The sequence below is a fragment of the Synechococcus sp. Tobar12-5m-g genome (assembly GCF_024345415.1).
In the GTDB taxonomy this organism is placed as follows: Bacteria; Cyanobacteriota; Cyanobacteriia; order PCC-6307; family Cyanobiaceae; genus Regnicoccus.
The window spans coordinates 1-24,816 of the sequence record NZ_JAGQBB010000018.1; the positions used below are offsets into that span (position 1 = coordinate 1).

Here is a 24,816-nt window from a genome sequence, read left to right on the forward strand (position 1 = left end):
AGGGGGACGGGACGCTGCCGGAGGAGAACGTGGACAGCGAGTGCCTGCGGGGCGACATGCGGGCGCTGCTGGAGCAACTGCCGGACCTCCAGCGGGATGTGCTGAAGATGCGCTACGGCATCGATGTCGAAGAACCGATGAGCCTCACCACGATTGCCCGCACCCTGGGCATGAGCCGCGACAAGACCCGCAACCTGGAGCGCCGCGCCCTTGACGGCATCCGCTCCCAGTCCCGCAGGCTTGAGGGTTACCTAGTAGCTTGAGCATCTGAATCGTTGAAATAAGGGGCTTTTCGCCATGACTGCGATCACCCCTTACTCGATCAGGCTGGATGTTTCCACGCACTGCCAGCTCAAGTGCCCTTCCTGCCCAACGGCCCAGGGCAAGATTGACACCGAGTTGGGATCTGGCTTTGTGAGCTTGGATCAGTTTCGAGATCTGATCGAGAACAATCCGGATGTTCTTCATGTGGAGCTCTCCAACTGGGGGGAGTCCCTCCTTAATCCCCAGCTGCCCCTCATGCTGGAGGTCGCCTACCGTCACAATGTGATCATCACGATCAGCAACGGCGCCAATCTCAACACCGTCAAACCAGAAGCCCTTGAAGCGATTGTGAAATACAGGGTTCGGCAGATCACCTGCTCTATCGATGGTGCCAGTCAGGAAACCTATAGCCAATATCGAATCAATGGAGATTTTGATCGAGTCATCGCCAACATTCGCTCGATCAACCACCACAAGAGGGTTCACCGAACTCAGTTCCCCATTCTGCTGTGGCAGTTCGTCGCCTTCGGCCACAACCAGCAGGAGATTCCCAGGGCACGTACCCTTGCAGCCGAACTGGGAATGGAGTTTTACGTGAAACTCACCTGGGATGAGCAATTCTCCCCGCTGAAGGATCCCGACAAGCTACGGAAAGAGGTGAACAGCGGTTTTTCCAGCAAGAGCGAGTACCTTGCAACAACAAATCGCGACTACATGAGCGAGCAGATCTGCAAACAACTCTTCCAGTCTCCACAGATCAACTGGGACGGTCGCATCCTTGGCTGTTGCGTGAATACATGGGGTGATTACGGCAACGCCTATGGCCAGCCTCTTCAGAAAGCACTCAACAACACCCGAATCCGCTATGCCCGGGAAATGCTTCTCGGGAAGGTGCCAACGCGTCCAGACATTCCCTGCGCGACCTGCGATAAGTACCAGGCCATGCTGCAGCATGGAAGCTTCCTTCAATTGAAGGAAGCCAAAGAGTCCTGGCTGATTCGCCTAGGAGCAAAACTGGGACGGAATGGAATCGGCCTCCTCCGCATCTCCTGGGTTGCTCGGAAATGGCTGGAGGCAATCATTCTCTCGGGGATTCGCAAGAACCCCTGACGACCGACCCGCCTAAAAGAACTGGTCGAAGTTGTCGAAGTCCACGGCCCTGAAGCTGCCGTCCTGCACCTGGCCCATCAGCCGCTCCAGCTGCATCCACAGACCCCCACCGGTCAGCAGCGACAGCAACAGCGCCACCAGCAGGGCGGTGCCACCACCGAAGCCGAACACCTGCAGGCTGCCGCCGATGAACAGCGTCACCCCGAGGATCACTCCCCCATAGGAGGAAGTGGTTTCCAGGCAGCCGAGCGGCAGCAGGGCCAGCCGATCCTGTTTCCAGCCATCCAACCGGTTCTGGACCAGCCTGGAGAAGGTCAGTCCGCAAAGCAGGCTGACCAGCAGGCCAACGCCCGCCAGGAAAAACGGCGGTTGTCCCAACGGGACGTACTGCAACAGGATCTCCTGGGCGTCGAGATCGCCGAAGCCGCCGCCAGCCAACAGCCCGGATGCTTCGCTCAGGTCGATCGGCTCGGAGGTCACGGGATGGCTGGCGGTGGAGGCTGCGACCCTAGCGATCGCTTCGCCGCCCTCAGGCGGCCGAGGCCAGGGGGTTGAGGCGCTGCAGCAGGTCGCCAGCCAGCTTGCGGGGCGAGAAAGTGCGCCGCAGAAGCCGGAGCAGGGCCTGGAGATCGTCGGTGTGCAGGTGGTTGTCGCGAACCAGCATCAGCAGCAGCCGCTGCCTCAGGCTGGCGCCGCGGCGGCCCAGCAGCAGGCGCAGGCCGGCACCTGCCACCGGCAGCAGGTCGGCGTTGGCCTCATCCTGTTCGACCACCCCGAGCAGGTTCTCCAGCCGCTCCAGCTGCAGGCGGCCCTGGCGATCGAACAACACCTCAAGGAGCTTCTCGCGTAGCTCCTCCGTGTCCCCCGCCAGCAGCCGCCGGGCCACGTAGGGGTAGGCGACCCGGATGATCCGGAAGCTGGGATCGAGCCGCAGCGCCAGGCCTTCCTGGCTCACCACCGCCCGAATGATCAGGGCGAAGCGGGCCGGCACCCGGAAGGGGTAATCGAACATCAGCTCGGAGAAGCGGTCGGTGATCGCCTTGAAGTTGAACGACCCGACGTTCTCGCCCAACTGTCCACCCAGCACCGTCTCCAGGGCCGGCACGATCGGGGTGAGGTCGGCGGTTCTGCTCAGAAAACCAAGGGTCTGGAAGTCTCGCGCCAGAGATTCGAAATCCCGATTGATAAGATGGACCACCGCCGCTGTCAGGGTGAGCCGATCGGCATCGCTGATCGAATCCATCATGCCGAAGTCGACATAGGCCACATGCCCCATTGGACCGGTCTTGCCGGGCAGGGCGAAGAGGTTGCCGGGATGGGGATCGGCATGGAAGTAGCCGAACTCCAGCAGTTGCTGCAACCCGGCCATCACGCCGGTGCGGATCAGGGCGTCGGGCTCCAGGTGATGGGCCTCCAGCTCCTGCCTGTCCTGAAGCTTGATGCCGTTGATCCAGGTGGTGGTGAGCACCCGGCGGCTGGAGAGCAGACGCTCCACGGATGGAACGGTGACGGCGGGGTTGGCGGCGAACAGGGCGGCGAAGCGGTCGGCGTTGTCGGCTTCGCGCAGGTAGTCAATTTCCTCGAACAGGCTGCGGCCGAACTCATCGATGATGTCACCGAGGCCGAAGCCGAGGTTGAGCGGCAGGAAGGGGGCGCTGACCACCCCGATCAGGCGGATCAGCACCAGATCCCGTCGCAGCTGGAAAACCAGGTTCGGGCGCTGCACCTTGACTGCCACCCAGTGGCCGCCAGCGATTTCCGCTTTGTATACCTGGCCGAGGCTGGCTGCCGCCACCGGATAGGCGGGAAAGTGCTCGAACAGCTGATCGGCCGGCGCCCCCAGTTCCGCCTCGATCACCGCCAGGGCCACGGCGTGGGGGAAGGGGGGGAGGTTGTCCTGGAGCTGGCTGAGCTGGTCGAGCCAGTCGCGGCGCACCAGGTCGGGGCGGGTGGAAAGGGCCTGGCCCACCTTGATGAAACAGGGACCCAGGTCGGAGAGGGTGGTGAGGATGCGCTGGCCCAGCCGTTGCTGCACGGCCGGATCCTGGCTGTCGCCCTGCACCGCCAGCAGGACCGCCAGACCCAGCAGTTGCCAGACCACAACCACGAAGCGGGCGATCAGGATCCAGGGCCGCAACAACAGCCAACGGCGATCGGCCCGCGGGTCGTAGCGAAGGGTGGGCTCCCCATCAGGGGTGGCGACGCGGGCCGACGGGGCCGAAACACTGGTGGTGATGGTGGAAACTCCCGAGCTGCCACAGGTCAAGCGACCAGACTCTAAAGAGATTCCCGCCTCGGCCATGCGCCTGCTGCAAGCCCTGCGCGCCCCGGGACCAGGCCTGGCCTTGCACCTGCCGGCCCATGGCCGCGGACGGGGTCTGCCTCCGGTGCTGCGTCAGCTGCTGGCAGCCCCCCCCGCTTCCTGGGACCTGCCCGAGCTTCCCGGCATCGGCGGGCCGCTGGAGCCCCACGGGGCCGTGGCCCAGGCCCAAGGCGAGGCGGCGCAGCTCTGTGGCGCCGACCGCTGCTGGTTCGGGGTGAATGGCGCCAGTGGCTTGCTGCAGGCCGGCCTGCTGGGCCTGGCTCCGCCAGGCTCGCGGGTCCTGTTGCCGCGCAACCTGCACCGCAGCCTGCTGCACGCCTGCGTGCTGGGCCAGCTGAGGCCCGTGCTGTTCAATCTGCCCTTCGATGCCGCCACCGGTCTGTGGTTGCCGCCCACGGCCGCCTGGCTGGAGCGGGTTCTGGAGCAGGCCGGCCCCCTTGCGGCGGTGGTGCTCATCCGGCCGACCTACCAGGGGCTGGCCGGTGAACTGGGCGGGCTGATCGAGCTGGTGCACCGCCGGGGCCTGCCGGTGCTGGTCGATGAGGCCCATGGGGCCCATTTCGGCGCCTTCGCCCCGCCCAGAGGTCTGCTGCCGGCCCCGGCCCTGGCGGCTGGAGCCGACCTGGTGGTGCAGTCGATGCACAAGGCCGCCGGTGGGCTGGGCCAGAGCGCCGTTCTGCTGCAGCAAGGTGAGCGGGTCGACGCCGAGGCCGTGCAGCGGGGGCTGCTCTGGTTGCAGACCTCCAGCCCCAGCGCCTTGCTGCTGGCGTCGGCGGCGGCGGCCCTCACCCACCTTCACAGCCGCCGGGGCGCCCGGCAACTGCAACGCGCCCTTGGGATCGGGACCCGGCTGCGCCAGCGACTGAGCACCGAGGGAGTGCCGCTGGTGGCCAACCAGGATCCGCTGAGGCTGGTGCTGAACACCGCGGCCCTCGGCATCAGTGGCCTGGCGGCCGACACCTGGCTGATCGAGCGGGGCGTGATCGCCGAACTGCCGGAACCCGGCTGCCTCACCTTTTGCCTCGGCCTGGTTCCGCCGCCCGCCTTGGCCTGGCGCCTGAGCCGCCGCTTGCGCCAACTCGATGCCGCCCTCGGGGGGGCCGCCCTGCCGGCTTTTCAGCCGCCTCCTCTGCCCCTGGTTGCCGAGCCGGAACTACCGGTCGGACAGGCGTGGCGGGCGCCCAGCGAGGCTGTGCCCCTGGCCGATGCGGCGGGTCGGCTGGCGGCAGAGCCGATCTGCCCGTATCCGCCGGGCATCCCCCTGCTGATCCCAGGCGAGCGGATCGACCCACCCCGGGCCGCCTGGCTGGCGCGGCAGCGGCAGCTCTGGCCCGATCAGATCGCTGATAGCTTGAAGGTTGTGGCCTGATTGGCGCTGCGAATGGGCGCTTCCGGGCAGGGCGGCAGTTCTGGATCTTGGTCAAGTGGTCCCAAGACTGGAACAAGCTTCGAATGGGACTTCGTGACCCCAGGGCTGCCGGATGGCGCCTTCGAGGATGCACCGGGATTCAGCCCGACGCCGTTGGAGCTGCGGGTGATGCTGCTGGCGCACCTGCGGCCCCGCAGGGATTCCGTGGTGTGGGACGTGGGCGGGGGAACCGGGGCCCTGGCCCTTGAAATCGCCCGGCTGATGCCTTCTGGCACAGTTCACACCCTGGAGCGGGATCCTGAGGCGATCGAGCTGCTGGAGAAGAATCGGCGGCGCTTCGCGATCGGCAATCTCCACATCCACGCCGGCCAGGCCCCCGACGACCTCCACCTGTTGCCGGCCCGACCCGACCGGGTGCTGCTGGAGGTGGGCCGCCCCTTGCCCACCGTGTTGAACGCCGTCTGGAGCGCACTCCAACCCGGCGGCCGCCTGGTGATCAGTACCGCGAACCTGGAGGGCCTGGTGGATGCCACCAACACCCTGGGTCAGTTGGAGGCCCTGGACCTGCAGGTGGTGCAGGCCACGGTGCACAGGATGCAGCGCCGGGGCAGCCAGGCCCGGTTGGCGGCGGCGGAACCCCTCTTCCTGATCGCGGCCGAGCGTCACGGGTGAACGAACCCAGCCGAGCGCCCACCTCTCAGCCACGGGTGGCCAGCGGTCTGGCGGCCGGGGGCTTCGGCCTGGTGGTGGTGGGCCTGGGCGGCTGGTGGTTCACCCTGGCGGTCGGGGTGATCGTGCACCTGGCCCTGCTGGAATTCTTTCGGCTTGCCCAGTTCAAGGGCATCAGGCCCGCCACAAAAACCACCCTGGTGGTCTGTCAGCTGCTGCTGATCGCCACCCAATGGGCCAGCGGCGGCGGCACGGCCGCGGCGCTGGCGGCGGCCGTGCTGCCGGTGTCGGGTGCGGCCATCTGCGCCTGGCTGCTGCTGCAGCCGGTCACCGGCACGATCGCCGACATCGCCGCTTCCATCTTTGGCCTGTTCTATCTGGGGTTCCTGCCCAGCCATTGGCTGCGGCTGCGGGACCTCACCGCCAGCTCCCTGGCACCCCAGCTGGGGACCGCTGACTGGCCGTTCAGCCCAGGCATGGTGCTCACCCTGCTGGCCTGCCTGCTGGTGGTCGCCACCGACATCGGCTCCTATGTGATCGGTCGCCGCCTGGGACGGCATCCGCTTTCGCCGATCTCACCGGCCAAGACCGTCGAGGGCGCCCTGGGCGGGCTGGCCTGCTCCCTGCTGGTGGGGGGCCTCGGCGGGGTCCTGCTGGGCTGGCCCTGGGGCTGGGCCGTGGGAGGGGTGCTCGGCGGTTTGGTGTCCGTGTTCGCCCTGGTGGGGGACCTCACCGAATCGATGATGAAGCGGGATGCGGGCGTTAAAGACTCCGGCGACGCCATCCCCGGCCATGGGGGCATCCTGGATCGCATTGACAGCTATCTGTTCACCCCGGCGGTGGTGTTCTATTACCTGACCTTGGTGCTGCCCCTGGTGAGCTGAAGGGGAGGGAGGTCAGGGCGTCACCCTTGCTTCGCCATGGAGCTGAAGCATGCCCCCCTCGAGTTTGGCCGTGGTGATGTGGATAGCCCCATCCATCGGCAGACGGAGTCTCAGTTCGCCTTCGGGGGACAGGAGGCCGAGGCTGCCATCCACAGCCCTGGGACAGGTTTCCAGCTCCATCAACCGGCTTTCCCCTGCCGCCTGGGCCGCGAAGATCAGCGCATCTCCGACGATGCGCAGCTCCTTCAGGGGGGTCAGCCCCAGCAGTTGCTCGCCAAGGGTGTCGGCCAGACCCTGCCAGCGCGGCCGCGCCAGTGAGCCGGTCAGGCCGTCGGCGGTGAAGGCCACCTGGCCTTGCACCTGGAGAGGATGGTCAAGCTGGAACGACTGACCCCTGAGCAGCTTGCCGACCCTGACCTGCAACGCTCCGCTGCTCAGCTGCACCTGCTCGATCTGGAGGTCCTGGTACACCACCCGGCGGGCCATCAGGGTGAGGCCCTGCAGCTGGCCGCGCAGCATCTGCAGGGCCGTGCCGTGCAGTTGCAGATCCAGGCTCTCCACCGCTTCGCACTGGCTGCGGATCCAGAGCTGGAGACCCGCTGCGATCAACTGCAGCAGCGGTCCTCCACCACTGGCGGCTGGGTCCGAGCCCGTCATCGTGAGACTCTAATCATTTTGAGATCAGCATTGTCAGAAAACGCAGAAACTTTTAACAGATTCAACCGGAAGAAAATCAGACAGTTCGCCAGCTGACTTAACTCTTGAGTTTCACGCCCATCTCTGTTGGCTAGGATCAAAGAGTTGATCGGTCATCGAAATGAATTTCAAACGCTTGTTGCTGGCCGGAGCAACCGTAACGGCCCTCGGCAGTGCCACCCTCATCACCCCCGCCAGGGCTGTCGAAGCCCCCGCCACCGGATCATTACCGACAGAAGGAAAAGCAGCGGACCTCACCTTGGCCGCCGGTGAACCCCTGGTCGCCCCGACTGCCCCCCAAACCCCGGTCGCCCAGGCCCAGGCGATCGAGGTGAACGCCTCCGGCGAGTTCGAGCAGGCACCTGGCTGGTACCTCACGGTGGGTGCGGGCGCTGCCTGGCCTTCTGATGTAGGTTTCCGCACTCGCAACTTCGACGACAACCTCAATGGCGACTTGCAGTTCGGCGGTGGCTTCTCCGTTGATGGCGGCCTCGGCTACGACTTCGGTGCGATCCGTGCCGAACTGACCTATGGCTATACCGCAGCCAGCCTTAACGAGATTTCCGTGAGCGACTTCAATCCGGGAGCCTCGGGCATCATCAACAAGAACGACATCTTCGCCAGTGCCTACTGGGACATCATTCCCACCGGACGATGGACCCCCTACATCGGTGGTGGGCTCGGCTACACCAACCTCAGCACGCCCAGCTTCAGCGTGGGTGGATTCCGCACCGGTAGCAGCAACAGGGGGCTGTTCGGCTGGCAGGCCAAGGTGGGCGTGAGCTATGCCGCCAGCTACAACTTCGACGTCTACGCTGAAGGCACCTATTCCGGTACCGAGGGCTTCAGCACCAGCAACGTCCGCTACGACTCCTACAACGACTTCGGAGCCAAGTTGGGCTTACGCTATCGCTTCGGATCCCGTCCGGTGGTGGTTGTGGAACAACCCGTACCTGCTCCCGCCCCCCGGCCCGCTCCCGAGGTGTTCACACCTCAGCCAGCTCCCCAGCCCGTAGAACCCATCCGCGGCCTCTGGTGATCGAGCTTCGACGCGGCGGCGTTGTGCCCGGCAGGGCGGCCACTCACCAGGCGGCGGCTACCCGCTCCACCTGATCGAGATGGGGCAGATGCCCACAGTTGGGGAGCAGGTTCAGGCGGTCGCCGAGCAGGGCGACCGCCGCTTTTTTTTGGGAAGCCCTGAGAATGCGATCGTTCTCCCCCCACAGCACGGTGATCGGCTGGGAAGGCAAGGGGGAGCCACAGCCAGCGAAGCCGCCGCTGCGGGCGAACCGAGCCAAGGAAGCGCCCCAGAGGGGCACCCGCAGATGCAAGGAGGCGATTTCCTCCTCTGCTGGCCCCACATCGGTGGCGGGATCGGCGAAGGCCTGGCGGCAGAGGCCGCGGCGCACCGCCGCCAGGCCCAGGAACCACACCCCCAGGCGATCCAGCAGCGGTGGCAGGGGCATCGGCTGGCCGGTCAGCCCAGCGGGAGAGAGCAGCAGCAGGCGGTTGATCCGGCAGGGAAAGCGTCGGGCAAGTTCCATCGCCACCGAACCGCCCATCGAGGCTCCGACCACACCCACGGGCCGGTCGTTGCGGCTGGCGATGACCTCCAGCAGGGCCGCGAGGTGGTCGAGCACCCCGGCCGGGCTGTAGGCCGCATCGAGGCGACGGGGACCGAAGCCAAACCCGAACAGATCGGGGATGAACAGCTGGGCCCGCCCGGCCAGCAACGGGGCCAGCCGCCGGAACTCCAGCAGGGAGCTGTCAAAGCCATGCAGAAGCAGCAGCGGTTCCCCCCTGCCGAGCACGGCCACCGGCCATGGGTCGGGGTAGCCCAGCAGGTCCCACCACTGCACGCTGGCGGCCAGCTCCCGCCCCTGGCGATCTCGCAGGGATTGCGACGCCCACTCCAGCAGTTGCCGGCCCGAGCGCCTCTCAGTTCCGTTTTCGCCGCTCAAGAACCGGACTCGCGGGACGGGGAGAGCGCTGGGGGAACCGGCACTCCTGCCATTGTGCTCACCAGGGCAGCCAGCAGGTCGGTTTCACTGACGGGGAAGGGCAGGCGGTGCAGGTCGGAGCCAGGCCGGCAGGCAAAGGCGCAGACCTGCCGCAACTCGCCCAGGCTGGAGGCCGCCAGACCAAGATCGTCGAGGTTGACCGGCAGCGCCAGCGAGCGAAACAAGGCGATCAGCTGGCGCCGGGCCTGGGCGGCTAGATGGTTGGCACGCAGCAGTTCCTCCAGCCTCAGCTGCACCAGCACACCGAAGCCCACCTTCTCCCCGTGGAGGGCCCCATGGCAGGCGGCCAACTGGGTGAGGCCGTTGTGGACGGCATGGGCGGCAACGGTGCGGCAGCCGGCCCCGCCGACACCGCCGATCAGTCCGGCCGTGAGGGCGGAGGCTTCGGCAACCCGCACCCAGGCTTCGCTGCTGGGCGCAGCCATCGCCTCCACCCCATCGAGCAGGAGCTGATCGCGGAGCACCCGGGCCTGCTGGACCGCCTGCTGGACCAGCCCATCGCCGCTGCCGCCGCTGCTCACCGACGCTTCGTACCACTTGGCCATGGCATCGGCGATCCCACTGGCCAGGGTGCGGGCCGGCGCCTGACGCACCAGTCCATGGTCGAAGACCAGCAGATCGGGGCAGCGATCCAGGGCCACATCCCCTTGAAAGGCGCCCTGGGGGGAGTACAGATTGGCCAGGGCGGTCCAGCCGGCACAGGTGGCCGCACTGGTGGGAACGGTGATGCAGGCGAGACCCAGGCGATGGGCCAGCAGCTTGCCGGCATCGAGCACCTTGCCCCCACCGATCGCAACCACGGCATCGGTGCCTGCGCCTGCAGCAGCCTCTGCGGCCAACCGGGTGAGGTCCGCCTCGCAACAATCGAAGCGCAGCTCCCCAGCCAGCGGCGCCAGTCCCCCGCGGCGCAGATCGGCCAGGAGCCTGTCGCGCAAGGCGGCGGTGTTGGAACTGCGGCCCAGCACCAAGGGGCGTTGGCAAAGAGCCGATATCCTTGGCAAGGACTCCTGCCAGGCCCCGGCCCCCCGCAGCACCTGGGCGGGGGCGATGGCGTGCAGGTTGACCGTGCTGCTCATCGTTTGAGTCTAAAAGCTCCGCAACCAGGCGCTTGAAAAGGCCGGCGATCAAGAATGGGGGGTGATCTCCTGCGGCTGATGGCTTGTTGCTTCGCTCGTCATCGCCAGTAGATCCTGCACCTCGCACACGGGAAAGCGGTTGATCGCCTTGAGGGCCGCTCGGGCTGTGGACCGCAGCCGTTCACTGATCGCTTCGGCGTAGGGCACCTGGGCCAGCAGATCCACGGTGCGGCGCAGGATCCGCACCACATCGCCCTCATCGAGGGAGGTGTTGGCGATCAGATCGCTCCAGCCGGTGCCCTTGGCCCAGGCCTGAACCAGACCCATCAGCTCCGGCTCCCACCAGGCCGGCACCACCACCCCAGCACTTTCCTGCTGCCGCAGCAGCTCTCGCCGCAGGCCGCCCAGATCGTGCAAGGCCTCCTCCGCCCTGGCGGGCGGCGGGAAGCCACTCCAGAGATCCGGCCGGTTCACCTCGGTGCTGATCGCCTCGAACACGGCGGCCAGTTCGGCCGGATCGAGGCCATCGAGGTGGCCGCTCATCAGGGCCAGGCCCAGCCAGAGCTCGTTGTCGCCGCGCAGGGCAGCCACGGTGCGGCCCACCTCGGTGGGCTCCAGCCCCTGGGGACCATCGAGGGCACCGAAGAAGCGCAGGATCTCGATCAGCGAAAGAAACGTGTCCCAGTGGCGGTTGGAGCGGTGGTGCAGCAGCCGCTGACGCTCCTCGATCTCCAGATCCAGCTCCTCCATGCGCCGCCGTTGCTTCTTGAGTTGGCGGCGGTCCCCCCAGCGGTGGGCCGGATGCAGCTCCAGCTCCTCTTCCAGCTGCCGCACCAGCTCGGCCTGGCCCCGCACCTCGCCGGCCAGGTCGTACTGGGGGGTGACCATGTCATGGCGGCTGGCCATCGAGCCCACCGCCAGAGCCAGGCCGCCACTGAGCTGATCGCCATGGCGCAGCTCGCCGGGATGGCGAAGCTCGGGCGCCGAGAGCTGAGCCACCTGCAGGCAGCTGAGCTCGGCATGCAGGCTCACCACCCCCTGGCAGGGCACCAGGATCCAGAGGTTCTCATCGGTGAGGCAGAGCAACAGGGGGAACTGGCCCGGGCCCGGAAGCTTCTCGACGATCACCGCCGGGGTGACCCGCCCCTTGAGCTGGGGCGCCTTGAGGCTCACCAGGCTTCCCTCGCTGGCGAACTGCAGGGCCAGGGTGAGCTCATGGGCCAGGGTTTCCTCGGCCTGTTGCTGGAGGATCCGCAGCAAGCGCCGCTCTTCCCGCAGCCGCTCCCTCTGCTTCTCGTAGACCTCGAAATCGTCCCAGGGCACATCGGCCGCCGGTCCGGTGAGGGTGTCCAGCTGGCAGCGCAACTCGGCGATGCGGGTTTCATCCTCGAGCAGGTCGAGGGTGGCGAGATAGCGGCCGAAGCTGCGCTCCACCAGTTGTTTCGCCTTGGGCAGCTCGTAGCGCTGCAGCAGGTTCAGCACCATGCCGTAGCTGGGCGTGAACTGGCTCACCAGGGGATCGGCGGGGCTGGTGGCCAGTTGCCCCGCTTCCCGCACCCCCTCGAATCGGCTCTGCACCGTCACCACGTAGCCCTGCACATCGAGGCCGCGGCGGCCGGCCCGGCCGGCCATCTGCAGGAACTCGCTGCCCATCAGCGGCCGGTGGCCCCGCTCGGTGCGCTTGGAAAGGGCCGAGATCACCGTGGTGCGGGCCGGCATGTTGATGCCCGCCGCCAGGGTTTCTGTGGCGAACACCACCTTCACCAGCCCCTGCTGGAACAGCCCCTCGATCAGCTCCTTCCAGGCAGGCAGCACACCGGCATGGTGGGCGGCGATGCCTCGCAGCAGGGCATCGGCATGGCCCCCTTCCCGCACGGCCTCAGGCGTGGCCGCCACGAAGGCGTCGAGGCTGGCCCGGATCACCGCCTGCTCCTGCTCGTTCACCAGGCAGATGCGGCCGAGGTCACGAACCGCCTTGTCACAGGCCCGGCGGGAAAAGATGAAATAGATGGCCGGCAGCATGTCCCGCTCCGCCAGCTGGGCCACCACGAAGGGCAGCGGCGCCGCCTCCGGCTGGGGCGGCTTCGGGCTCTTGCCCTTGCGACGGTCGCCCTTGGGAGCCCGCCACACCTTGCAGTTGGGATGGAGCCCGGTGCCCTCGTCATTGAGCAGGGGATGGAGACCCTTGGCACTGCAGAAGCTGAAGTCCAGCGGAACGGGCCGGTGGTCGCTCAACACCAGAGTGGTGGGGCCGTGCACCCGCTCGATCCAGTCGGTGAGCTGGCCCGCATTGGCCACCGTGGCCGAGAGCGCCACGAGCTGCACGGGCGGCGGGCAATGGATGATCGACTCCTCCCAGACCGTGCCCCGCTGGCTGTCGTTCATGTAGTGGCACTCATCGAGCACCACCGCTTCCACGCCGGCAAGAGGATCGTCGCCCCGATCCGCCTCCGCGTAGAGCATGTTGCGGAAGATCTCGGTGGTCATCACCACGATCGGCGCCTCGCGGTTGACGCTGAGATCACCGGTCATCAGCCCCACCTTCTCGGCGCCGAACTGCTCGCGGAAATCACGCAGCTTCTGGTTGGAGAGTGCCTTGAGCGGCGTGGTGTAGAACACCTTCTGGCCATGGGCCAGGGCGCGGTGAATGGCGTATTCGCCCACCAGGGTCTTGCCCGAGCCGGTGGGGGCGCTCACCACCACCGAATGGCCCTGGTTGAGGGCGTCGATCGCTTCGAGCTGGAACGGATCGAGCGGGAATGGAAACAACGCCTCCAAAGGAAGCACGGCCGACACGGTCCCGCCTTCGGGTGGCTCCGCATCGGTTAGAGGGGCATCATCTGGTTGAGGGTCATCAACTGGCGCCACGGCGTTCGCACCGGCCATCGCGGTGGGAAGAGCGTCTGGACCGGCGGTGAGCATGGTCGAATCCTATGGGTTGCGCGCCGATTGGGCAGAGTGGGGGAGTCCTGGGGCCAGCGGCGCATGGCGGCCCACCGCGTCAGTGGGGATCCCCTCGAACCCATCGATCCCCTCAAACCCATCGATCCCCTCGCACCCCTGAGCCAGGCCCTCGCCCGGCTTCCTAAGGAGCGCCGGCGCGGGCTGCGGGGCTTCAGCCCCTGCGGTCCCGGGATGCTCAGGGCCACGGATCCGGCCGGTGCCGCCGTTCTTCTCGATCTGGCCAGCAACGACTACCTCGGTCTGGGCGGCCACGCCCGGGTGCGGGCGGCGGCCCGGGCTGCGATCGAGGCGGTTGGGGTTGGAGCGGGCGCCTCGCGGTTGATCAGTGGAAGTCGGCCTGTGCACGCCGAGCTGGAGGAGCGCCTGGCCGCCTGGCTGGGACGGCACACGGTGTTGCTCTTCCCCAGTGGCTTTCAGGCCAACCTGGCGGCGGTGGTGGCCCTGGCCGATCGGCGCAGCCTGGTGCTCGCCGACCGGCTGATCCACCACTCCCTGCTGGTGGGGGTGCAGGCCAGCGGCGCCGCGCTGGAGCGCTTCCGCCACAACGACAGCACCGATCTGGAACGGCGGCTGCAACGCCAGCGCCGGCAGGATCCCAGGCGCCGGTTGCTGGTGATCACCGAGAGCCTGTTCAGCATGGAGGGCACCAGCCCCGACCTCACTGCTATCGCTGCCCTCTGCCAAGCGCATGGGGCCCTGTTGCTCGTCGACGAGGCCCACGCCCTCGGGGTGCTGGGCCCCGGCGGCCGGGGCCTGGCCTTTGGCCTCAAGGGGATCAGCCTGATCAGCGGCACCTTTGGTAAGGCCTTCGGGAGCGGCGGCGCCTTTCTGACCGGGGATGGGCCGGTGGGGGACTGGTTGCTGCAGAGCTCCGGCGCCTTTCGCTACTCCACCGCCCTGGCCCCGCCCCTGGCCGCCGCCGCCCTGGCGGCCCTCGACCTGATCGAGGCCGATCCGGCGATGGGCCTGGGCCTGCAGTTCCGTGCGATGCGATGGCGTGATCGCTTGGAGCAGGCGGGCTGGTGCCGCCCTGCCGGGACGGGCCCGATCCTGCCCCTGCCCGTGGGGGGCGAGGCCGCCGCCATGGCCCTTCAGCGGCAGCTGGAGCACGGCGGCTTGCTGAGCGTGGCGATCCGCCCCCCCACCGTGCCGGCCGGCGGCGCCCGGTTGCGGTTGGTGCTGCGCCGTGACCTCCCCCCAGGCAGCCTGAGCCGACTCCTGGTGGCCCTTGGCCCACCCCCTGCCCCGTCGGTGGCATGACGGACCCAACACCCACTTGGCACGTGATCGCCATGCACGGCTGGGGCGGCGACAGCCTCGCCTGGCAGCCCTGGCAGGCCAGCGCCCAGGAGCGGGGCTGGCACTGGCAGAGCGGCGAGCGTGGCTACGGGACCCTGGCACCCCGCTCCCCCGCCTGGCCGCCGGGCCCGGGCCGCCGCGCCGTGATCGTCCACTCCCTCGGCCTGCATCTGCTGCCGGCGGCCGTGCTGGAGCGGGCCGATGCGGTGGTGCTTCTGGCCAGTTTCGGCCGTTTCGTTCCGAAGGGTGCCGCCGGGCGCCCCTGGCGGGCGGCCCTGCAGGGCATGGCGGCCCGACTCGAAGCCGGGGATGGCGAGGCGATGCTTGCGGACTTTCTGCGCGAGGCGGCCGCCCCGGACCCGGCTGGCCTGCTGCCGCCAGGTCCCGGCCAGGGGCCGCTGCCGGCAAGCGCGGTGGAACGCCTCCGGCAGGATCTTCTCCGGCTGGAGGGCACCTCCGGCTTGCCGCCGGGCTTTCCAGCCGGCGCCAGGGTGCTGATCGTGGAAGCCGGCGCCGACCGGATCGTTGCCCCGCTGGCACGGGGGCAGTTGGTGCAGGCCCTGCCGGCAGCCGAACATTGGAGGATCGAAGCGGCTGGCCACAGCCTGCTGAGCGCCAACCTGGTGGAGCCGGTTCTGGATTGGCTGGAGGCTGAGCGATGATCTCGAGTCCCTCCCTGGAGCTGGTGCGGGGCGGCTTCGAGCGCCGCGTCTCCAGCTATGAGCAGGGGGCGGCCCTGCAGCGTTCCGTGGCCTGGCGCCTGGCCCACCACTGCTGCAGCTTGCCGCTGCTGGAGGGACCCTGCGCCGATCTGGGGTCGGGAACGGGCCTGCTCAGCCGCGCCATCGCCCAGCAACGGCCGGAATTGGACCTGCTCCGCCTTGATGCCTGCCCGGCCCTGCTGAGCCAGGAAGGGGCCGCTGCCCTGGCGATGGCAGCCACGCCCCCTGCGAGCCTGATCTGGGACCTGAACCAGGGTCTGCCTCCCGAGCTGCAGCAGGCATCCCTGCTGGCTTCGAGTTTTGCCCTGCACTGGCTGAATCATCCCGTGGAGCAAATGGAGCACTGGTGCCAGGAACTGCGACCCGACGGCTGGCTGGCCCTGGCCCTGCCCACCGCCGGCAGCTTTCCGCAATGGCGCCAGGCCGCTGCGCGCGCCGGGGTGGCCTGCACCGCCCTGCCCCTGCCGGAGGCCAGCGCCCTGGTGGCAGCCGCCGAGCAGCATCTCGACCTGCACCGGGCCGAGCGGCTCCGCTTCAGCCAACACGCTGAATCCGGGCTTTCCTTCCTGCGCCGGATGCGGGACCTGGGGGCGGGGGCCAGCCCCAGCCCACCGCTCAGGCCGGGGGAATGGCGGCGGCTTGAGGCCCACTGGCCCAGCCAGCCCGGCCTGGGGGGTGGCGGCAAGCTCCTGCGTTGGGAGATGCTGCTGCTGCTGGGCCGGAAACCGCCGCCATGACCCGAGGACAACCGCGATGAGCCCGCAGCTCGTGGTCTGCGGCACCGACACCGATGTGGGCAAGACGGTGCTGAGCGCCCTGTTGGTGCTGGGCCTGGGCGCGCGCTACTGGAAGCCGGTCCAGTGCGGACTCGACGGTGGCGGGGACAGCGTCCGGGTGCGCCGGATGCTGGGGCTGAGCGCTGCGGAGGCCGAAGCGCGGATCCTGCCCGAGGCCTACCGCTACACCCACCCGGTTTCTCCCCACTGGGCCGCCGAACTGGAGGAACGGCCGCTTGATCCGGATCGGTTGACGCTTCCCGGCGGGGATGGCCCCCTGGTGGTGGAAACGGCGGGGGGGCTGCTGGTGCCCCTGCGACGCGACCTGCTCCAGATCGAGCAGATCCGCCGCTGGGGCTTGCCGGTGCTGCTGGTGGCTCGCAGCGGCCTGGGCACCTTGAACCACACCCTGCTGTCGGTGGAGGCCCTGCGTCGGCGCCAGATTCCCCTGCTCGGCCTGGTGCTGAACGGGCCGCCCCATGCCGACAACCCCGGCACCCTGGCCACCCTCACCGACGCCCCGGTGCTGGCCTGTCTGCCCCCCCTGCCCGAGCTCACGGCCCGGACCCTCGCCATCGCCTGGCAGGGCTCAGGCCTGGCCGATGGCCTGGCCCGTAGCCTGGGCCAATGACACGCTCCAACCTGGTGGTCAGCGCCGTCGTCGCCCTGATCTGCGGGGTGATCCTGGTGGTGTTCACCGATCTCGAAATCACGCTGGTGCGTTGGGTGAACTGCGGCCCCCTCGCCTCCGAGGCCGCCCGGCTCGAGAAGCGCTGCCGCCCTTGACCTGGCATCCCAACCTCTGGCATCCCACCACCCAGGTGGCCCGCAGCGATCCCCCGCTGCAGGTGCTGCGGGGCCAGGGCGCCCTGCTGGAGCTGGCCGATGGCCGCCAGTTGATCGACGCGATCAGCAGCTGGTGGGTCACCCTGCATGGCCACGGCGAGCCCAGCATCGCCGCGGCGATCGCCGCCCAGGCCATGGAACTGGAGCAGGTGATCTTCGCCAACTTCCGCCATCCCCAGGCCGAGCGACTGGCGGAGCGCCTCAGTGCTGCCAGCGGGCTGGAGAGGCTGTTCTTCTCCGATGACGGCTCCACCGCCGTGGAGGTGGCCCTCAAGATCGCCTGGCAGTGGTGGCGGAACCAGGGCAGCCCCCGGCGTCAGATGATCGCCTTCGAGGGGGCCTATCACGGCGACACCTTCGGCGCCATGGCCCTGGGCGAACGCGGGCTCTTCTCCGCCCCGTTCGAGCCCCTGCTCTGCCCGGTGGCCCGGGCTCCCTGGCCCTCCACCTGGTGGAACGACGGGGACGTGGAGGCGAAGGAGGCCGTGGCCCTGAACCACCTCGAAGCTCTGCTGGCTGTGCCGACCGCCGCGGTGATCCTGGAGCCGCTGGTGCAGGGAGCCAGCGGTATGGCGATGGTGCGCCCTGAGTTCCTGCGGCAGGTTCAGGAGCGGGTGCGGCAGGCCGGTGCCCTGTTGATCGCCGATGAGGTGATGACCGGCTTCGGCCGCACCGGCTCCCTGTTCGCCTGCCAGGGGGCCGGCCTCCAACCAGACCTGGTCGCCCTCTCGAAGGGCCTCACCGGCGGCTTTCTGCCGATGGGGGTGACCCTGGCCAGCGAGGCGCTCTACCGGGGATTCATCAGCGACAACCCGGACCACACCCTGTATCACGGCCACAGTTTCACGGCGAACCCCCTCGGCTGCGCCGCCGCCAACGCCAGCCTGGCCCTGCTCGGCGCCACCCCCGATCGCCATCAGGGCTTCGAGGCGCGCCATCGCCCCCACCTCGCCGAGCTGGCCCGCCACCCCCGAGTCTGCCGGCCGCGGCTCATGGGCACCATCGCCGCCTTCGATCTGGTGGTGGACGCGCCGGGCTACCTCAACAGCGCAGGCCGGCAGCTGCAGCGCCTTGCCCTCAGCCAAGGCGTGTTCATCAGGCCCCTCGGCCAGGTGGTCTACCTGCTGCCACCGCTCTGCCTGAGCGAGGCCCAGCTGGAACGTTGCTATGGCGTGATTCGTGCCGGGTTGGATCAGCTCTGACCAGAAGTCCAACCAATCGGTAGTCCAACCAATCCGGCTCAGGGGCCGGCGAAGATGGCAGCTTCCACATCTGCCCTGGAGAGCCCGTAGGAGAACAGCCGCACTGTGGTGCGGCCCTCCTGGTGCCAGCTCACCTTGAGCTCCTCGATGTCCAGCTCGATCAGGGCACTCCAGAAGGCTTGATGCAGATCCCAGCGGCAGGGATCGGCCTTGTCCCTGGCTGCGCCGAGTTCGACCAGCCACTGCTCAAGAGACGGCAAGGGATGGTTGTAGAGCGGGGTCTGCTGAGGGGGCAGGGCGTTCATGCCCGGTTTCGGCTCCTGAGGTACCAGCAGTCTGCACGGCTGGGGCGTCGAGCCAGCTCGTCGGAGGCGTGACCAGCTCCAGACCACGCCACCAGGCCAGGCTCAGCCCCAGCACCAGGCTGAGTACCAGGGCCACGCCCAGCAGCACCAGGGCAAACCATTCCCCGCCCGAGAGCGCCCGGCGCACTGACAGGCTGCGCTCCAGCCTCCGCACCGGAGCGGGCTGGAGCGGCACCGCCTGGAGCTGGCTGTCGTAGGCCCTGCGGCGCTCGGGGTCGTTGAGGGTGAGGTAAGCCAACTGCAGCTGCCGGAACTGCTCCTCGGCCTGCGGCGCCGGAAGGAGCGTGGTGTCCGGGTGGTACAGCTTGCTGAGCGAACGAAAGGCCTGCCGCAGATCCTGGGCCGAGGCCGTTGGGGGGAGGCGCAGCAATTGGTAGTGATTCGGGCCCGTCGATGCCGTTTCGCAACCTGCCACCAACCACGCACGGACGTTGCGAGATCCTAGAGATCCCAGACCTCAATGACAGCGTGGATGGCTGCTGAGCCGGACTTCACCATCGGACCGGATGACCGGATCGGAACCGAACCATCCCAGGGGCAGGCGGAGGCGGTCTGGCAGGACCTGGGCTGGTGGCCGGCCCCCGGACAGCTGGCCCAGTTCCGGGCCCTCCAGGAGGCGTTGCGCCACTGGAACGGTCGCCTCAACCTCAGCCGCCTGGTGGAGGGAAACGATTACTGGATCGCCCAGCTGCTCGACAGCCTGTGGCCCTGGCAGCCGCTGCTGCGGCAGCCTCCCACCGCCCACTCCCTGATCGATGTGGGAACCGGCGGTGGGTTCCCCGGCCTGGCCCTGGCGATCGCCCTGCCCGAGGCGCACATCACCCTGGTGGATTCCGTGGGCCGCAAGGCCGAAGCCGTGCGGGCAATGGCCCAGGACCTTGGCCTGGGCCATCGGGTCACGGTCCGCTGCGAGCGGGTCGAGAGCACCGGCCGAAATCCTGCCTGCCGCGGCCGCTTCGACTGGGCCCTGGCACGGGCGGTCGCGGCCGCGCCGGTGGTGGCGGAGTACCTGCTGCCCCTGGTGCGGCCCTCGGACGGCAGAGCCCTGCTCTACCGCGGCCAGTGGGAGCCCGGGGATCAGCAGGCCCTGGAGCGGGCCCTGCGGCCACTGCTGGGTGCCGTTGAGCGGGTGGAGCGACGGGAACTTCCCACTGGCCGGGGGGTGCGCCATGCCGTGGTGCTCAAACCCCTGGCCGCCTGTCCGCCCGCCTATCCCCGGCCGGTAGGGGTGCCCGCCAAGCTGCCGCTGGGGGCGGCCTGAGAACGTCGGCCAGGGCCGCTCAGTCGGCCGCCATCAGTCTCTGGGAGGCTGCGCCCCCCAGCCGCTGGCGCAGGCGACGCAGCAGGTCAGGGATCCGCTCCGCCCACGGGCTCCCCCCCAGCACCTTGAGCAGGTCGGCCTCGCTGACCGTGTCGTCGAGGGCATCGGCGTTGGCCCCGGGGAACCAGTGGTCGCCCTGGCCCAGCAGGCCATAGCGGGCCCGGCCATAGCCCTCCAGATCCCAGGCTTCCAGCAGGTTGTGGAGCCAGAGCAGTACCGGCAGGTTGATGCCGCCTGGGGTGTGATGCCACTCCGGCAACCCCTGCTGCCAGCTGCTGAGCCAGGGTTCCCCCAGGCTCTGAACCCTGGCGCGCTCCAACCGCTTGAGAATCGGCGGCAACAACCTGGTGGCCTGGGGCAGCAGGGCCACGGCCTCCAGGTGCAGGTCCAGATCGGCCGGGTTCGCCGCCCCGACGCTGATCGTGTGGATGCCCGGTGCCGTCAGGCAGTACAGGTCGTTGAAGACAATCGGATGGAGCGGCGCGCAGAGCTCCCTGATGCGTGCCGATGGAGTGTGCAGATGGCCGCCCTTGTCGGTGGGGCTGATCACGAACACGCCCATGTCATGGGCGCGGGCGGCCTCGATCGCCGGGCGGTTCTGCTGCCGAATGAAGTACCAGTGCAGGTTGATGTAATCGAAGGCGTCGGATGCGATCGCCTCAAGGATCAGGGGAAGCGGCGCGTGGGTGGAGAAGCCCACGTGGCCGATGCGACCCTGCGCCTGCCAGCGGCGCACCACCGCCAGGCAGCCGCCCGGCCGCAGGGTCTGCTCCAGATGCTCCGCCAGGTTCAGGCCATGGATGGCCAGCAGGTCGATCCGCTCCACCGCCAGCCTCTCGAAGCTGCGCTCCAGTTCGGCCTCGAACAGGGCTGAATCCGGGTTGGGGGGAACCTTGGTCTGGAGGATCCGCCGCGGATCGGCGACCTGGGGAAGCAGCCAGCCCAGCTGACGTTCGGAGCTGCCGTAGTAGCGGGCCGTTTCGATGTGGTGCAGGCCGGCGGCAGTGGCCCGCTCCAGGGTGGCTCGCACCGTCGCCTGGCTCGCGGCGGTGATCTGATCGGCGGGCACGTCACTCCAACTCTGCTGATAACGCATGCCGCCCAGAGAGAGCAGGGGCATGGCCAGGCCCGTGCGCCCGAACCGCCGGGTCGGCAGGATCACCGGCGGGGCAGGGTGCGCTTCAGCCGGGAGGGGGAGGGCAGGCCAAGTGGCTGGAGTTCCTGGGTCTGCAGGCGCTCCTGCAGGGCCCCCACGTCTTCATAGGCCACCCAATGGATGCAGTCCACCGGACAGGTGTCGATCGCCTCCTGGATCGTTTCGGTGCTGTCACCGTCCTGGCGGATGGCGCGGGAGCGGCCCCAGAGCGGCTCGACCAGAAAGGTGTTGGAGGCCACGTGGGCGCAGTAGCGGCAGCCGATGCAGACGGCTTCATCGACCCACACCGCCTGCTCCCGCAGGCTGCCGCCCAGCAGGGGTTCCGAGCCGGTGGGCCGGGGATCGGCCCGAACCGGTGTGGTGTAGGCCAGGGATGGGTCCATCGGCGGCTCAGCCGTCCCAGCGGGTGACCACCAGTTCAATGCTTCCGTCGTTGTGCTGGGTCTGGGCGCTGAGCTGAAAGCCTTCCTGGGCCGAGGCCGAGAGGATGGTGTGCAGGGCGTACCGCTGGGTGAGCTGGGCAAGAAAGCGCTCGACCGGAACCGGCTGTTTCCAGAGGTCCAGGTCGGTGACCAGTTCGTAGCTGCCGCTCTCCTGATTCCAGCGGAAGCCGATATCCCCGCCCTGGGCCTGGGGCAGGGCCAGCTGGGCCATCACCGTCTGACCGCGATAGCCCCGAACCGGACGCTCACCCAGCTCGGGCTCATGCCCGAGGTCGCGGAGGGCATCGAGCAGGGCCCCACGGTCGCGAAGTTCGGTTTTGACAGTGCTGAAGTGGGACATCGGATGCGAGGCGAAGAGCGAACGGAATTCAGGAGCTGGACTGCTGGAGATGCAGGGCTGGAACCACGACCTGAGGCTCGGATTGGAACGCTTCCGCCGTGTTGCGGCGCTGCTGGACAGTGCCAAGCCGGGCTTCGATCCGCTCGGTGAGCTGCGAGCAGCCCGTCCCTTGGACCCCTTCCACCACCTCTTCCACGCGGCCGTCGGGCCGAATGCGAAAGCGAATGGTGTGCTGGGACATCACGAGATCAATCGTGGATGTCAACAATAGCTGGCCTGACTGGCTGCCGAGGCCCGGTCCTGCTCAGCAGACCAGGCCTTCTTCCACCAGGGTCTGGATCCGATCGAGAACGGCGGGGCTTTCAAGCTGCTCGAGGGCCACCCGCGCCTCATCGCGCACGGTGGCATCGATGTCGTGAAGCATCACCAGCACCAGGGCTTCAACCAGATCCCGCTGACGCGGTTCCACCAGATGGTCGAAGAGCCTCCCCAGGGACCAGGCGCAGTTGCTGCGCACCGCCGGCTCGCTGTCGATGCGGAGGCTGACCAGGAGCTGGCCGGCCGCCTGATCCGCCTTGGCCAGGCCGGTGCCCCCCGCATCGGCCAGGGAGCCGGCCGCCCAGAGCCGAACCGCCGCGATGTCCACCTGCAGCGAGCGGATCAACGGGTTCAGCACAGGCGCGTCCGGGTAATTGCCCAGGCTCCAGGCCACCGCCTTGCGCACATAGCCATTGCTGTCCTGCCGCAACAGAGCGAGCAGCGGCTCCACGGCCCGCCGATCGGGGTTGCGGCCGAGGGCGTAGACGGCGCTCATCCGCACGATCGGGCAGCTGGCCTCCAACAAGGGGAGCAGCTGGGGGATGGCGCGGGGATCCCGGTGTTCACAGAAAATCCGCAGACCCTGGAGGCGATCGTCCTTGCCGCCTGAGCCAAGCAGTTCCAGGCCGAGATCGCATTCAACGGCAATGTCTGCGTCGGTGGGCTCGGTGGCGTCGAGGGCATCGAGGGGATCGACGGCCAATTCCTCGGCCAGCTCGCCGGCCAGCAGTTCCGGATCAAAACCAAGCTCAGCCGGGCTGGAGGAAAACGGGGGGATGGACTCCGCCATGGGCTTCTCCCTTCTCCGGCTCAGTGGAGTGGCGCCGGGGCCAGCATGTCGCCGGGCAGCCAGAGCCGGGCACTCACCACGAACAGCGCGAAGCCGAACAACAACACGATCGCGGCCGGCAGGACGGTGGAGCGAAGAAAGGACACGGACCGCCTGCAGGTTTGGGAGCCATTCTGAAGGCATAGGGTTCGGCCAGTCGCCGCCGGACCTTGCCGCCCGAAACCCTCCCTGGCTCCGCACCCCAGGCTGGCCTGGATTCAGCAGGGTGGCGCCGGCTGGTGGCCGTGGCGGCCCAGGGGGTGGCCAGCGGCACCCCCTACATGGTGGGCAGCAAGCTGTTGCAGGGCTGGCTTACCGCCAGCGCCGTGCCCCTGGGGCTGATTGGACTGCTGGGGCTGGCGGAGCTGCCCTACACCCTCAAGATGGTCTGGGCGCCGCTGCTGGACCGCTGGCCCCTGCCCTGGCCCGATCGGCGGCGGGGCTGGCTGCTGGTGCTGCAGCTGACCCTGGTGGCAGTGATCGGGGGGATGGCGCTGCTGCGGCCCAGCACCGATCCGGCCAGCCTCACGGCGATCGGAGCGATGGCCGTGCTGCTGGCGGTGGTCAGCGCCACCCAGGACATCGCCGTGGATGCCTACCGCACCGACCTGCTGCCGGCTGGGGAGCGCGGTGGCGGTGCCGCCGCCGCCTCGCTGGGCTATCGGGGAGCGATGCTGGCGATCGGCGCCGGAGGCTTCATGCTGGCCGGACGCTTCGGCTGGCCGATGGCCTTTCTAGCGGCCGCCGTGCTGCTGCTGGCGGTGGTGCCGTTCACCCTGGCGGCACCGCGGTTGGCACCGATCGTCCATCCGGTGACGAGCCTGCGCCAGGCGGTGGTGGGGCCGGCGAAGGAGTTTCTGCGCCGCACCGGCGGCGGCCGGGCCCTGCTGATACTCCTGCTGGTGCTGCTCTACCGCTGGCCCGACGGGCTGCTGGGGCTGATGGCGGTGCCGTTTCTGATCCAGAAGGGCTTCGAGCCGGCGCTGATCGGTACGGTGCAGGGCGGCTGGGGCATCGCTGCCACCATCGCCGGCACAGTGCTGGGGGGCGTGCTGTTCCCAAGGCTGGGGATGAACCGCTCGCTCTGGCTGTTCGCCGTTGCCGGGGCGATCGGCAACCTGAGTTACTGGGCGCTGGCCCGGTTCGGCGGCGGGGTGGCGGGGCTGCTGGTGGCGGTGAGCCTGGAGAACCTGGCCGGCGGGATGGTGGGGGCTGTGTTCGTGGCCCTGCTGATGAGCCTGTGCAACCCACGCTTCTCCGCCACCCAGTACGCCCTGCTCTCGGGGGTGTATGCCCTGAGCCGATCGGTGCTGGCGGCGCCGGCGGGGGTGGTGGCCGAGCAGGTGGGCTGGCCCAGCTTCTTCCTGTTCACCGTGGCGGCGGCGCTGCCGGCATTTATGTTGATGCTGCGACTCACTCCCTGGAACGGCAAAGGGGTGATCGGCGCCTTTGATCCCGCGCGCGATCCGACTTGAGGCGATGGGTCGGCAAGGCCTGCACCGAGAGCGTCAGCAGGCAGCGGGTTGTCACAGAGGCTGTTGGCCAGCACGCCAGGGTTGATTCAAAGTGTCAGCAAGGGCTTAGCTACGGCTTTCGCCGCGCCATCACCAGAAGCTCATTGATGTCGTGGGACTCGGTCTGTAGGCCGGCGCGGATCTGCTGAAATCCAGCCAGCCGGAGCAGGTTGAGGGGCGCCGTCCTGAGGGTCGCCAGGGCACCGGCACCATTTCCCCGGGGGCATGAAATGACCGACTCGTTGACATAGTAATAATGATGATAAGGCTACAGCCGTTCAAGCATGCTGAAACTGGTTTATCTCGTTT

At 68.3% G+C, this 24,816-nt stretch carries 28 protein-coding genes; 14 read left to right on the forward strand and 14 right to left on the reverse strand.

What is annotated here, in order from left to right:
- On the forward strand, positions 1–263 hold a 263-nt coding region (locus tag KBY66_RS11265; RefSeq protein ID WP_315855507.1), incomplete at its 5' end, for a sigma factor-like helix-turn-helix DNA-binding protein.
- Between the two features lie 34 nt (positions 264–297).
- On the forward strand, positions 298–1,374 hold the full coding sequence (locus KBY66_RS11270) for a radical SAM/SPASM domain-containing protein (protein WP_255089595.1): 1,077 nt from the start codon (positions 298–300) through the stop codon (positions 1,372–1,374).
- Positions 1,375–1,386: 12 nt separating this feature from the next.
- On the opposite strand, the gene KBY66_RS11275 is transcribed toward KBY66_RS11270, so the two are convergent.
- Both KBY66_RS11275 and KBY66_RS11280 read right to left on the reverse strand, forming a co-directional pair.
- Entirely contained in the window at positions 1,387–1,854 is a 468-nt protein-coding gene (locus KBY66_RS11275; RefSeq protein ID WP_255089597.1) for a hypothetical protein, read from the reverse strand.
- Between the two features lie 49 nt (positions 1,855–1,903).
- Positions 1,904–3,610 carry an ABC1 kinase family protein gene (locus KBY66_RS11280; RefSeq protein WP_255089680.1) on the reverse strand — a complete coding sequence of 569 codons (1,707 nt, stop codon included), beginning with the start codon at positions 3,608–3,610 and terminating at the stop codon, positions 1,904–1,906.
- A gap of 64 nt (positions 3,611–3,674) precedes the next feature.
- On the opposite strand from KBY66_RS11280, the gene KBY66_RS11285 reads away from it, so the two are divergent.
- The 3 genes from KBY66_RS11285 (at position 3,675) to KBY66_RS11295 (ending at position 6,619) form a co-directional block, all read left to right on the forward strand.
- Positions 3,675–5,066 carry a lysine decarboxylase gene (locus KBY66_RS11285; RefSeq protein ID WP_255089598.1) on the forward strand — a complete coding sequence of 464 codons (1,392 nt, stop codon included), beginning with the start codon at positions 3,675–3,677 and terminating at the stop codon, positions 5,064–5,066.
- 93 nt (positions 5,067–5,159) lie between these two features.
- Positions 5,160–5,738: a precorrin-6Y C5,15-methyltransferase subunit CbiT gene (gene cbiT, locus KBY66_RS11290; RefSeq protein WP_255089599.1), complete on the forward strand. Its 579-nt coding sequence runs from the start codon at positions 5,160–5,162 to the stop codon at positions 5,736–5,738.
- A gap of 35 nt (positions 5,739–5,773) precedes the next feature.
- Complete coding sequence (locus KBY66_RS11295; RefSeq protein ID WP_255089601.1) at positions 5,774–6,619, forward strand: phosphatidate cytidylyltransferase; 846 nt, start codon at positions 5,774–5,776, stop codon at positions 6,617–6,619.
- A gap of 12 nt (positions 6,620–6,631) precedes the next feature.
- Here the strand turns inward: KBY66_RS11295 and KBY66_RS11300 are convergent, their stop codons facing one another.
- Positions 6,632–7,276 carry a DUF2993 domain-containing protein gene (locus tag KBY66_RS11300; protein ID WP_255089602.1) on the reverse strand — a complete coding sequence of 215 codons (645 nt, stop codon included), beginning with the start codon at positions 7,274–7,276 and terminating at the stop codon, positions 6,632–6,634.
- Between the two features lie 160 nt (positions 7,277–7,436).
- Between KBY66_RS11300 and KBY66_RS11305 the strand changes: the two genes are divergently transcribed.
- Entirely contained in the window at positions 7,437–8,354 is a 918-nt protein-coding gene (locus tag KBY66_RS11305) for an outer membrane protein (RefSeq protein ID WP_255089603.1), read from the forward strand.
- 43 nt (positions 8,355–8,397) lie between these two features.
- Here the strand turns inward: KBY66_RS11305 and KBY66_RS11310 are convergent, their stop codons facing one another.
- The 3 genes from KBY66_RS11310 to KBY66_RS11320 are packed head-to-tail and all read right to left on the reverse strand — an operon-like array spanning position 8,398 to position 13,298.
- Positions 8,398–9,276: an alpha/beta fold hydrolase gene (locus tag KBY66_RS11310; protein WP_255089604.1), complete on the reverse strand. Its 879-nt coding sequence runs from the start codon at positions 9,274–9,276 to the stop codon at positions 8,398–8,400.
- Positions 9,273–10,412: an iron-containing alcohol dehydrogenase family protein gene (locus tag KBY66_RS11315; protein WP_255089606.1), complete on the reverse strand. Its 1,140-nt coding sequence runs from the start codon at positions 10,410–10,412 to the stop codon at positions 9,273–9,275. Before KBY66_RS11315 ends, KBY66_RS11310 begins: the two co-directional genes overlap by 4 nt.
- Before the next feature lie 48 nt (positions 10,413–10,460).
- Entirely contained in the window at positions 10,461–13,298 is a 2,838-nt protein-coding gene (locus tag KBY66_RS11320) for a DEAD/DEAH box helicase (protein WP_399225368.1), read from the reverse strand.
- Positions 13,299–13,547: 249 nt separating this feature from the next.
- Here KBY66_RS11320 and KBY66_RS11325 point away from each other — a divergent pair, with 249 nt between their 5' ends.
- From KBY66_RS11325 to bioA, 6 genes are read left to right on the forward strand one after another with little or no spacing between them, the layout of a single operon-like run.
- Positions 13,548–14,636 (forward strand): aminotransferase class I/II-fold pyridoxal phosphate-dependent enzyme, encoded by a 1,089-nt coding sequence (locus KBY66_RS11325; protein WP_255089681.1) that lies wholly within the window; start codon positions 13,548–13,550, stop codon positions 14,634–14,636.
- Entirely contained in the window at positions 14,633–15,337 is a 705-nt protein-coding gene (locus KBY66_RS11330) for an alpha/beta hydrolase (protein WP_255089608.1), read from the forward strand. Before KBY66_RS11325 ends, KBY66_RS11330 begins: the two co-directional genes overlap by 4 nt.
- Positions 15,334–16,134, forward strand: coding sequence for a methyltransferase domain-containing protein (locus KBY66_RS11335; protein WP_255089609.1), 801 nt, complete (start codon positions 15,334–15,336; stop codon positions 16,132–16,134). Before KBY66_RS11330 ends, KBY66_RS11335 begins: the two co-directional genes overlap by 4 nt.
- Positions 16,135–16,150: 16 nt before the next feature.
- Positions 16,151–16,804, forward strand: coding sequence for a dethiobiotin synthase (bioD, locus tag KBY66_RS11340; protein ID WP_255089611.1), 654 nt, complete (start codon positions 16,151–16,153; stop codon positions 16,802–16,804).
- Entirely contained in the window at positions 16,801–16,959 is a 159-nt protein-coding gene (locus KBY66_RS11345; RefSeq protein ID WP_255089613.1) for a hypothetical protein, read from the forward strand. Before bioD ends, KBY66_RS11345 begins: the two co-directional genes overlap by 4 nt.
- Positions 16,956–18,221 carry an adenosylmethionine--8-amino-7-oxononanoate transaminase gene (gene bioA / locus KBY66_RS11350; RefSeq protein WP_255089614.1) on the forward strand — a complete coding sequence of 422 codons (1,266 nt, stop codon included), beginning with the start codon at positions 16,956–16,958 and terminating at the stop codon, positions 18,219–18,221. The genes KBY66_RS11345 and bioA overlap by 4 nt, the downstream gene beginning before the upstream one ends.
- A gap of 38 nt (positions 18,222–18,259) precedes the next feature.
- Here bioA and KBY66_RS11355 read toward each other — a convergent pair whose 3' ends face one another.
- Together KBY66_RS11355 and KBY66_RS11360 are read right to left on the reverse strand one after the other, a co-directional pair.
- Complete coding sequence (locus tag KBY66_RS11355) at positions 18,260–18,526, reverse strand: DUF3143 domain-containing protein (protein ID WP_255089615.1); 267 nt, start codon at positions 18,524–18,526, stop codon at positions 18,260–18,262.
- Positions 18,468–18,956, reverse strand: coding sequence for a J domain-containing protein (locus tag KBY66_RS11360; protein WP_255089617.1), 489 nt, complete (start codon positions 18,954–18,956; stop codon positions 18,468–18,470). The genes KBY66_RS11355 and KBY66_RS11360 overlap by 59 nt, the downstream gene beginning before the upstream one ends.
- A 102-nt stretch (positions 18,957–19,058) precedes the next feature.
- Between KBY66_RS11360 and KBY66_RS11365 the strand changes: the two genes are divergently transcribed.
- Positions 19,059–19,847 (forward strand): 16S rRNA (guanine(527)-N(7))-methyltransferase RsmG, encoded by a 789-nt coding sequence (locus KBY66_RS11365; protein WP_255089618.1) that lies wholly within the window; start codon positions 19,059–19,061, stop codon positions 19,845–19,847.
- A 19-nt stretch (positions 19,848–19,866) separates the two neighbouring features.
- Here KBY66_RS11365 and KBY66_RS11370 read toward each other — a convergent pair whose 3' ends face one another.
- The 6 genes from KBY66_RS11370 to KBY66_RS11395 all read right to left on the reverse strand — a co-directional run bounded on the left by KBY66_RS11370 (position 19,867) and on the right by KBY66_RS11395 (position 23,100).
- A complete protein-coding gene (locus tag KBY66_RS11370; RefSeq protein ID WP_255089682.1) occupies positions 19,867–21,066 on the reverse strand; it encodes an aldo/keto reductase in 1,200 nt (399 codons plus the stop codon).
- Positions 21,066–21,446, reverse strand: a complete 381-nt coding sequence (locus KBY66_RS11375; RefSeq protein WP_255089620.1) for a ferredoxin — start codon at positions 21,444–21,446, stop codon at positions 21,066–21,068. The genes KBY66_RS11370 and KBY66_RS11375 overlap by 1 nt, the downstream gene beginning before the upstream one ends.
- A gap of 7 nt (positions 21,447–21,453) precedes the next feature.
- A complete protein-coding gene (locus tag KBY66_RS11380; RefSeq protein WP_255089622.1) occupies positions 21,454–21,846 on the reverse strand; it encodes a DUF1257 domain-containing protein in 393 nt (130 codons plus the stop codon).
- Between the two features lie 28 nt (positions 21,847–21,874).
- On the reverse strand, positions 21,875–22,087 hold the full coding sequence (locus KBY66_RS11385) for a DUF2997 domain-containing protein (RefSeq protein ID WP_255089624.1): 213 nt from the start codon (positions 22,085–22,087) through the stop codon (positions 21,875–21,877).
- 63 nt (positions 22,088–22,150) lie between these two features.
- Positions 22,151–22,954 (reverse strand): HEAT repeat domain-containing protein, encoded by an 804-nt coding sequence (locus tag KBY66_RS11390; RefSeq protein WP_255089625.1) that lies wholly within the window; start codon positions 22,952–22,954, stop codon positions 22,151–22,153.
- 20 nt (positions 22,955–22,974) lie between these two features.
- Complete coding sequence (locus tag KBY66_RS11395) at positions 22,975–23,100, reverse strand: hypothetical protein (protein ID WP_255089626.1); 126 nt, start codon at positions 23,098–23,100, stop codon at positions 22,975–22,977.
- Positions 23,101–23,163: 63 nt separating this feature from the next.
- On the opposite strand from KBY66_RS11395, the gene KBY66_RS11400 reads away from it, so the two are divergent.
- Complete coding sequence (locus KBY66_RS11400; RefSeq protein ID WP_255089628.1) at positions 23,164–24,468, forward strand: AmpG family muropeptide MFS transporter; 1,305 nt, start codon at positions 23,164–23,166, stop codon at positions 24,466–24,468.
- Positions 24,469–24,816: the final 348 nt, after the last annotated feature.

Coding starts and splice junctions, on each gene's coding strand:
- KBY66_RS11270 (WP_255089595.1), top strand. CDS start 298: ATGACTGCGATCACCCCTTACTCGATCAGGCTGGATGTTTCCACGCAC.
- KBY66_RS11285 (WP_255089598.1), top strand. CDS start 3,675: ATGCGCCTGCTGCAAGCCCTGCGCGCCCCGGGACCAGGCCTGGCCTTG.
- KBY66_RS11300 (WP_255089602.1), bottom strand. CDS start 7,276: ATGACGGGCTCGGACCCAGCCGCCAGTGGTGGAGGACCGCTGCTGCAG.
- KBY66_RS11305 (WP_255089603.1), top strand. CDS start 7,437: ATGAATTTCAAACGCTTGTTGCTGGCCGGAGCAACCGTAACGGCCCTC.
- KBY66_RS11315 (WP_255089606.1), bottom strand. CDS start 10,412: ATGAGCAGCACGGTCAACCTGCACGCCATCGCCCCCGCCCAGGTGCTG.
- KBY66_RS11320 (WP_399225368.1), bottom strand. CDS start 13,298: ATGGCCGGTGCGAACGCCGTGGCGCCAGTTGATGACCCTCAACCAGAT.
- KBY66_RS11325 (WP_255089681.1), top strand. CDS start 13,548: ATGCTCAGGGCCACGGATCCGGCCGGTGCCGCCGTTCTTCTCGATCTG.
- KBY66_RS11330 (WP_255089608.1), top strand. CDS start 14,633: ATGACGGACCCAACACCCACTTGGCACGTGATCGCCATGCACGGCTGG.
- KBY66_RS11335 (WP_255089609.1), top strand. CDS start 15,334: ATGATCTCGAGTCCCTCCCTGGAGCTGGTGCGGGGCGGCTTCGAGCGC.
- bioD (WP_255089611.1), top strand. CDS start 16,151: ATGAGCCCGCAGCTCGTGGTCTGCGGCACCGACACCGATGTGGGCAAG.
- KBY66_RS11345 (WP_255089613.1), top strand. CDS start 16,801: ATGACACGCTCCAACCTGGTGGTCAGCGCCGTCGTCGCCCTGATCTGC.
- KBY66_RS11355 (WP_255089615.1), bottom strand. CDS start 18,526: ATGAACGCCCTGCCCCCTCAGCAGACCCCGCTCTACAACCATCCCTTG.
- KBY66_RS11365 (WP_255089618.1), top strand. CDS start 19,059: ATGGCTGCTGAGCCGGACTTCACCATCGGACCGGATGACCGGATCGGA.
- KBY66_RS11375 (WP_255089620.1), bottom strand. CDS start 21,446: ATGGACCCATCCCTGGCCTACACCACACCGGTTCGGGCCGATCCCCGG.
- KBY66_RS11380 (WP_255089622.1), bottom strand. CDS start 21,846: ATGTCCCACTTCAGCACTGTCAAAACCGAACTTCGCGACCGTGGGGCC.
- KBY66_RS11385 (WP_255089624.1), bottom strand. CDS start 22,087: ATGTCCCAGCACACCATTCGCTTTCGCATTCGGCCCGACGGCCGCGTG.
- KBY66_RS11390 (WP_255089625.1), bottom strand. CDS start 22,954: ATGGCGGAGTCCATCCCCCCGTTTTCCTCCAGCCCGGCTGAGCTTGGT.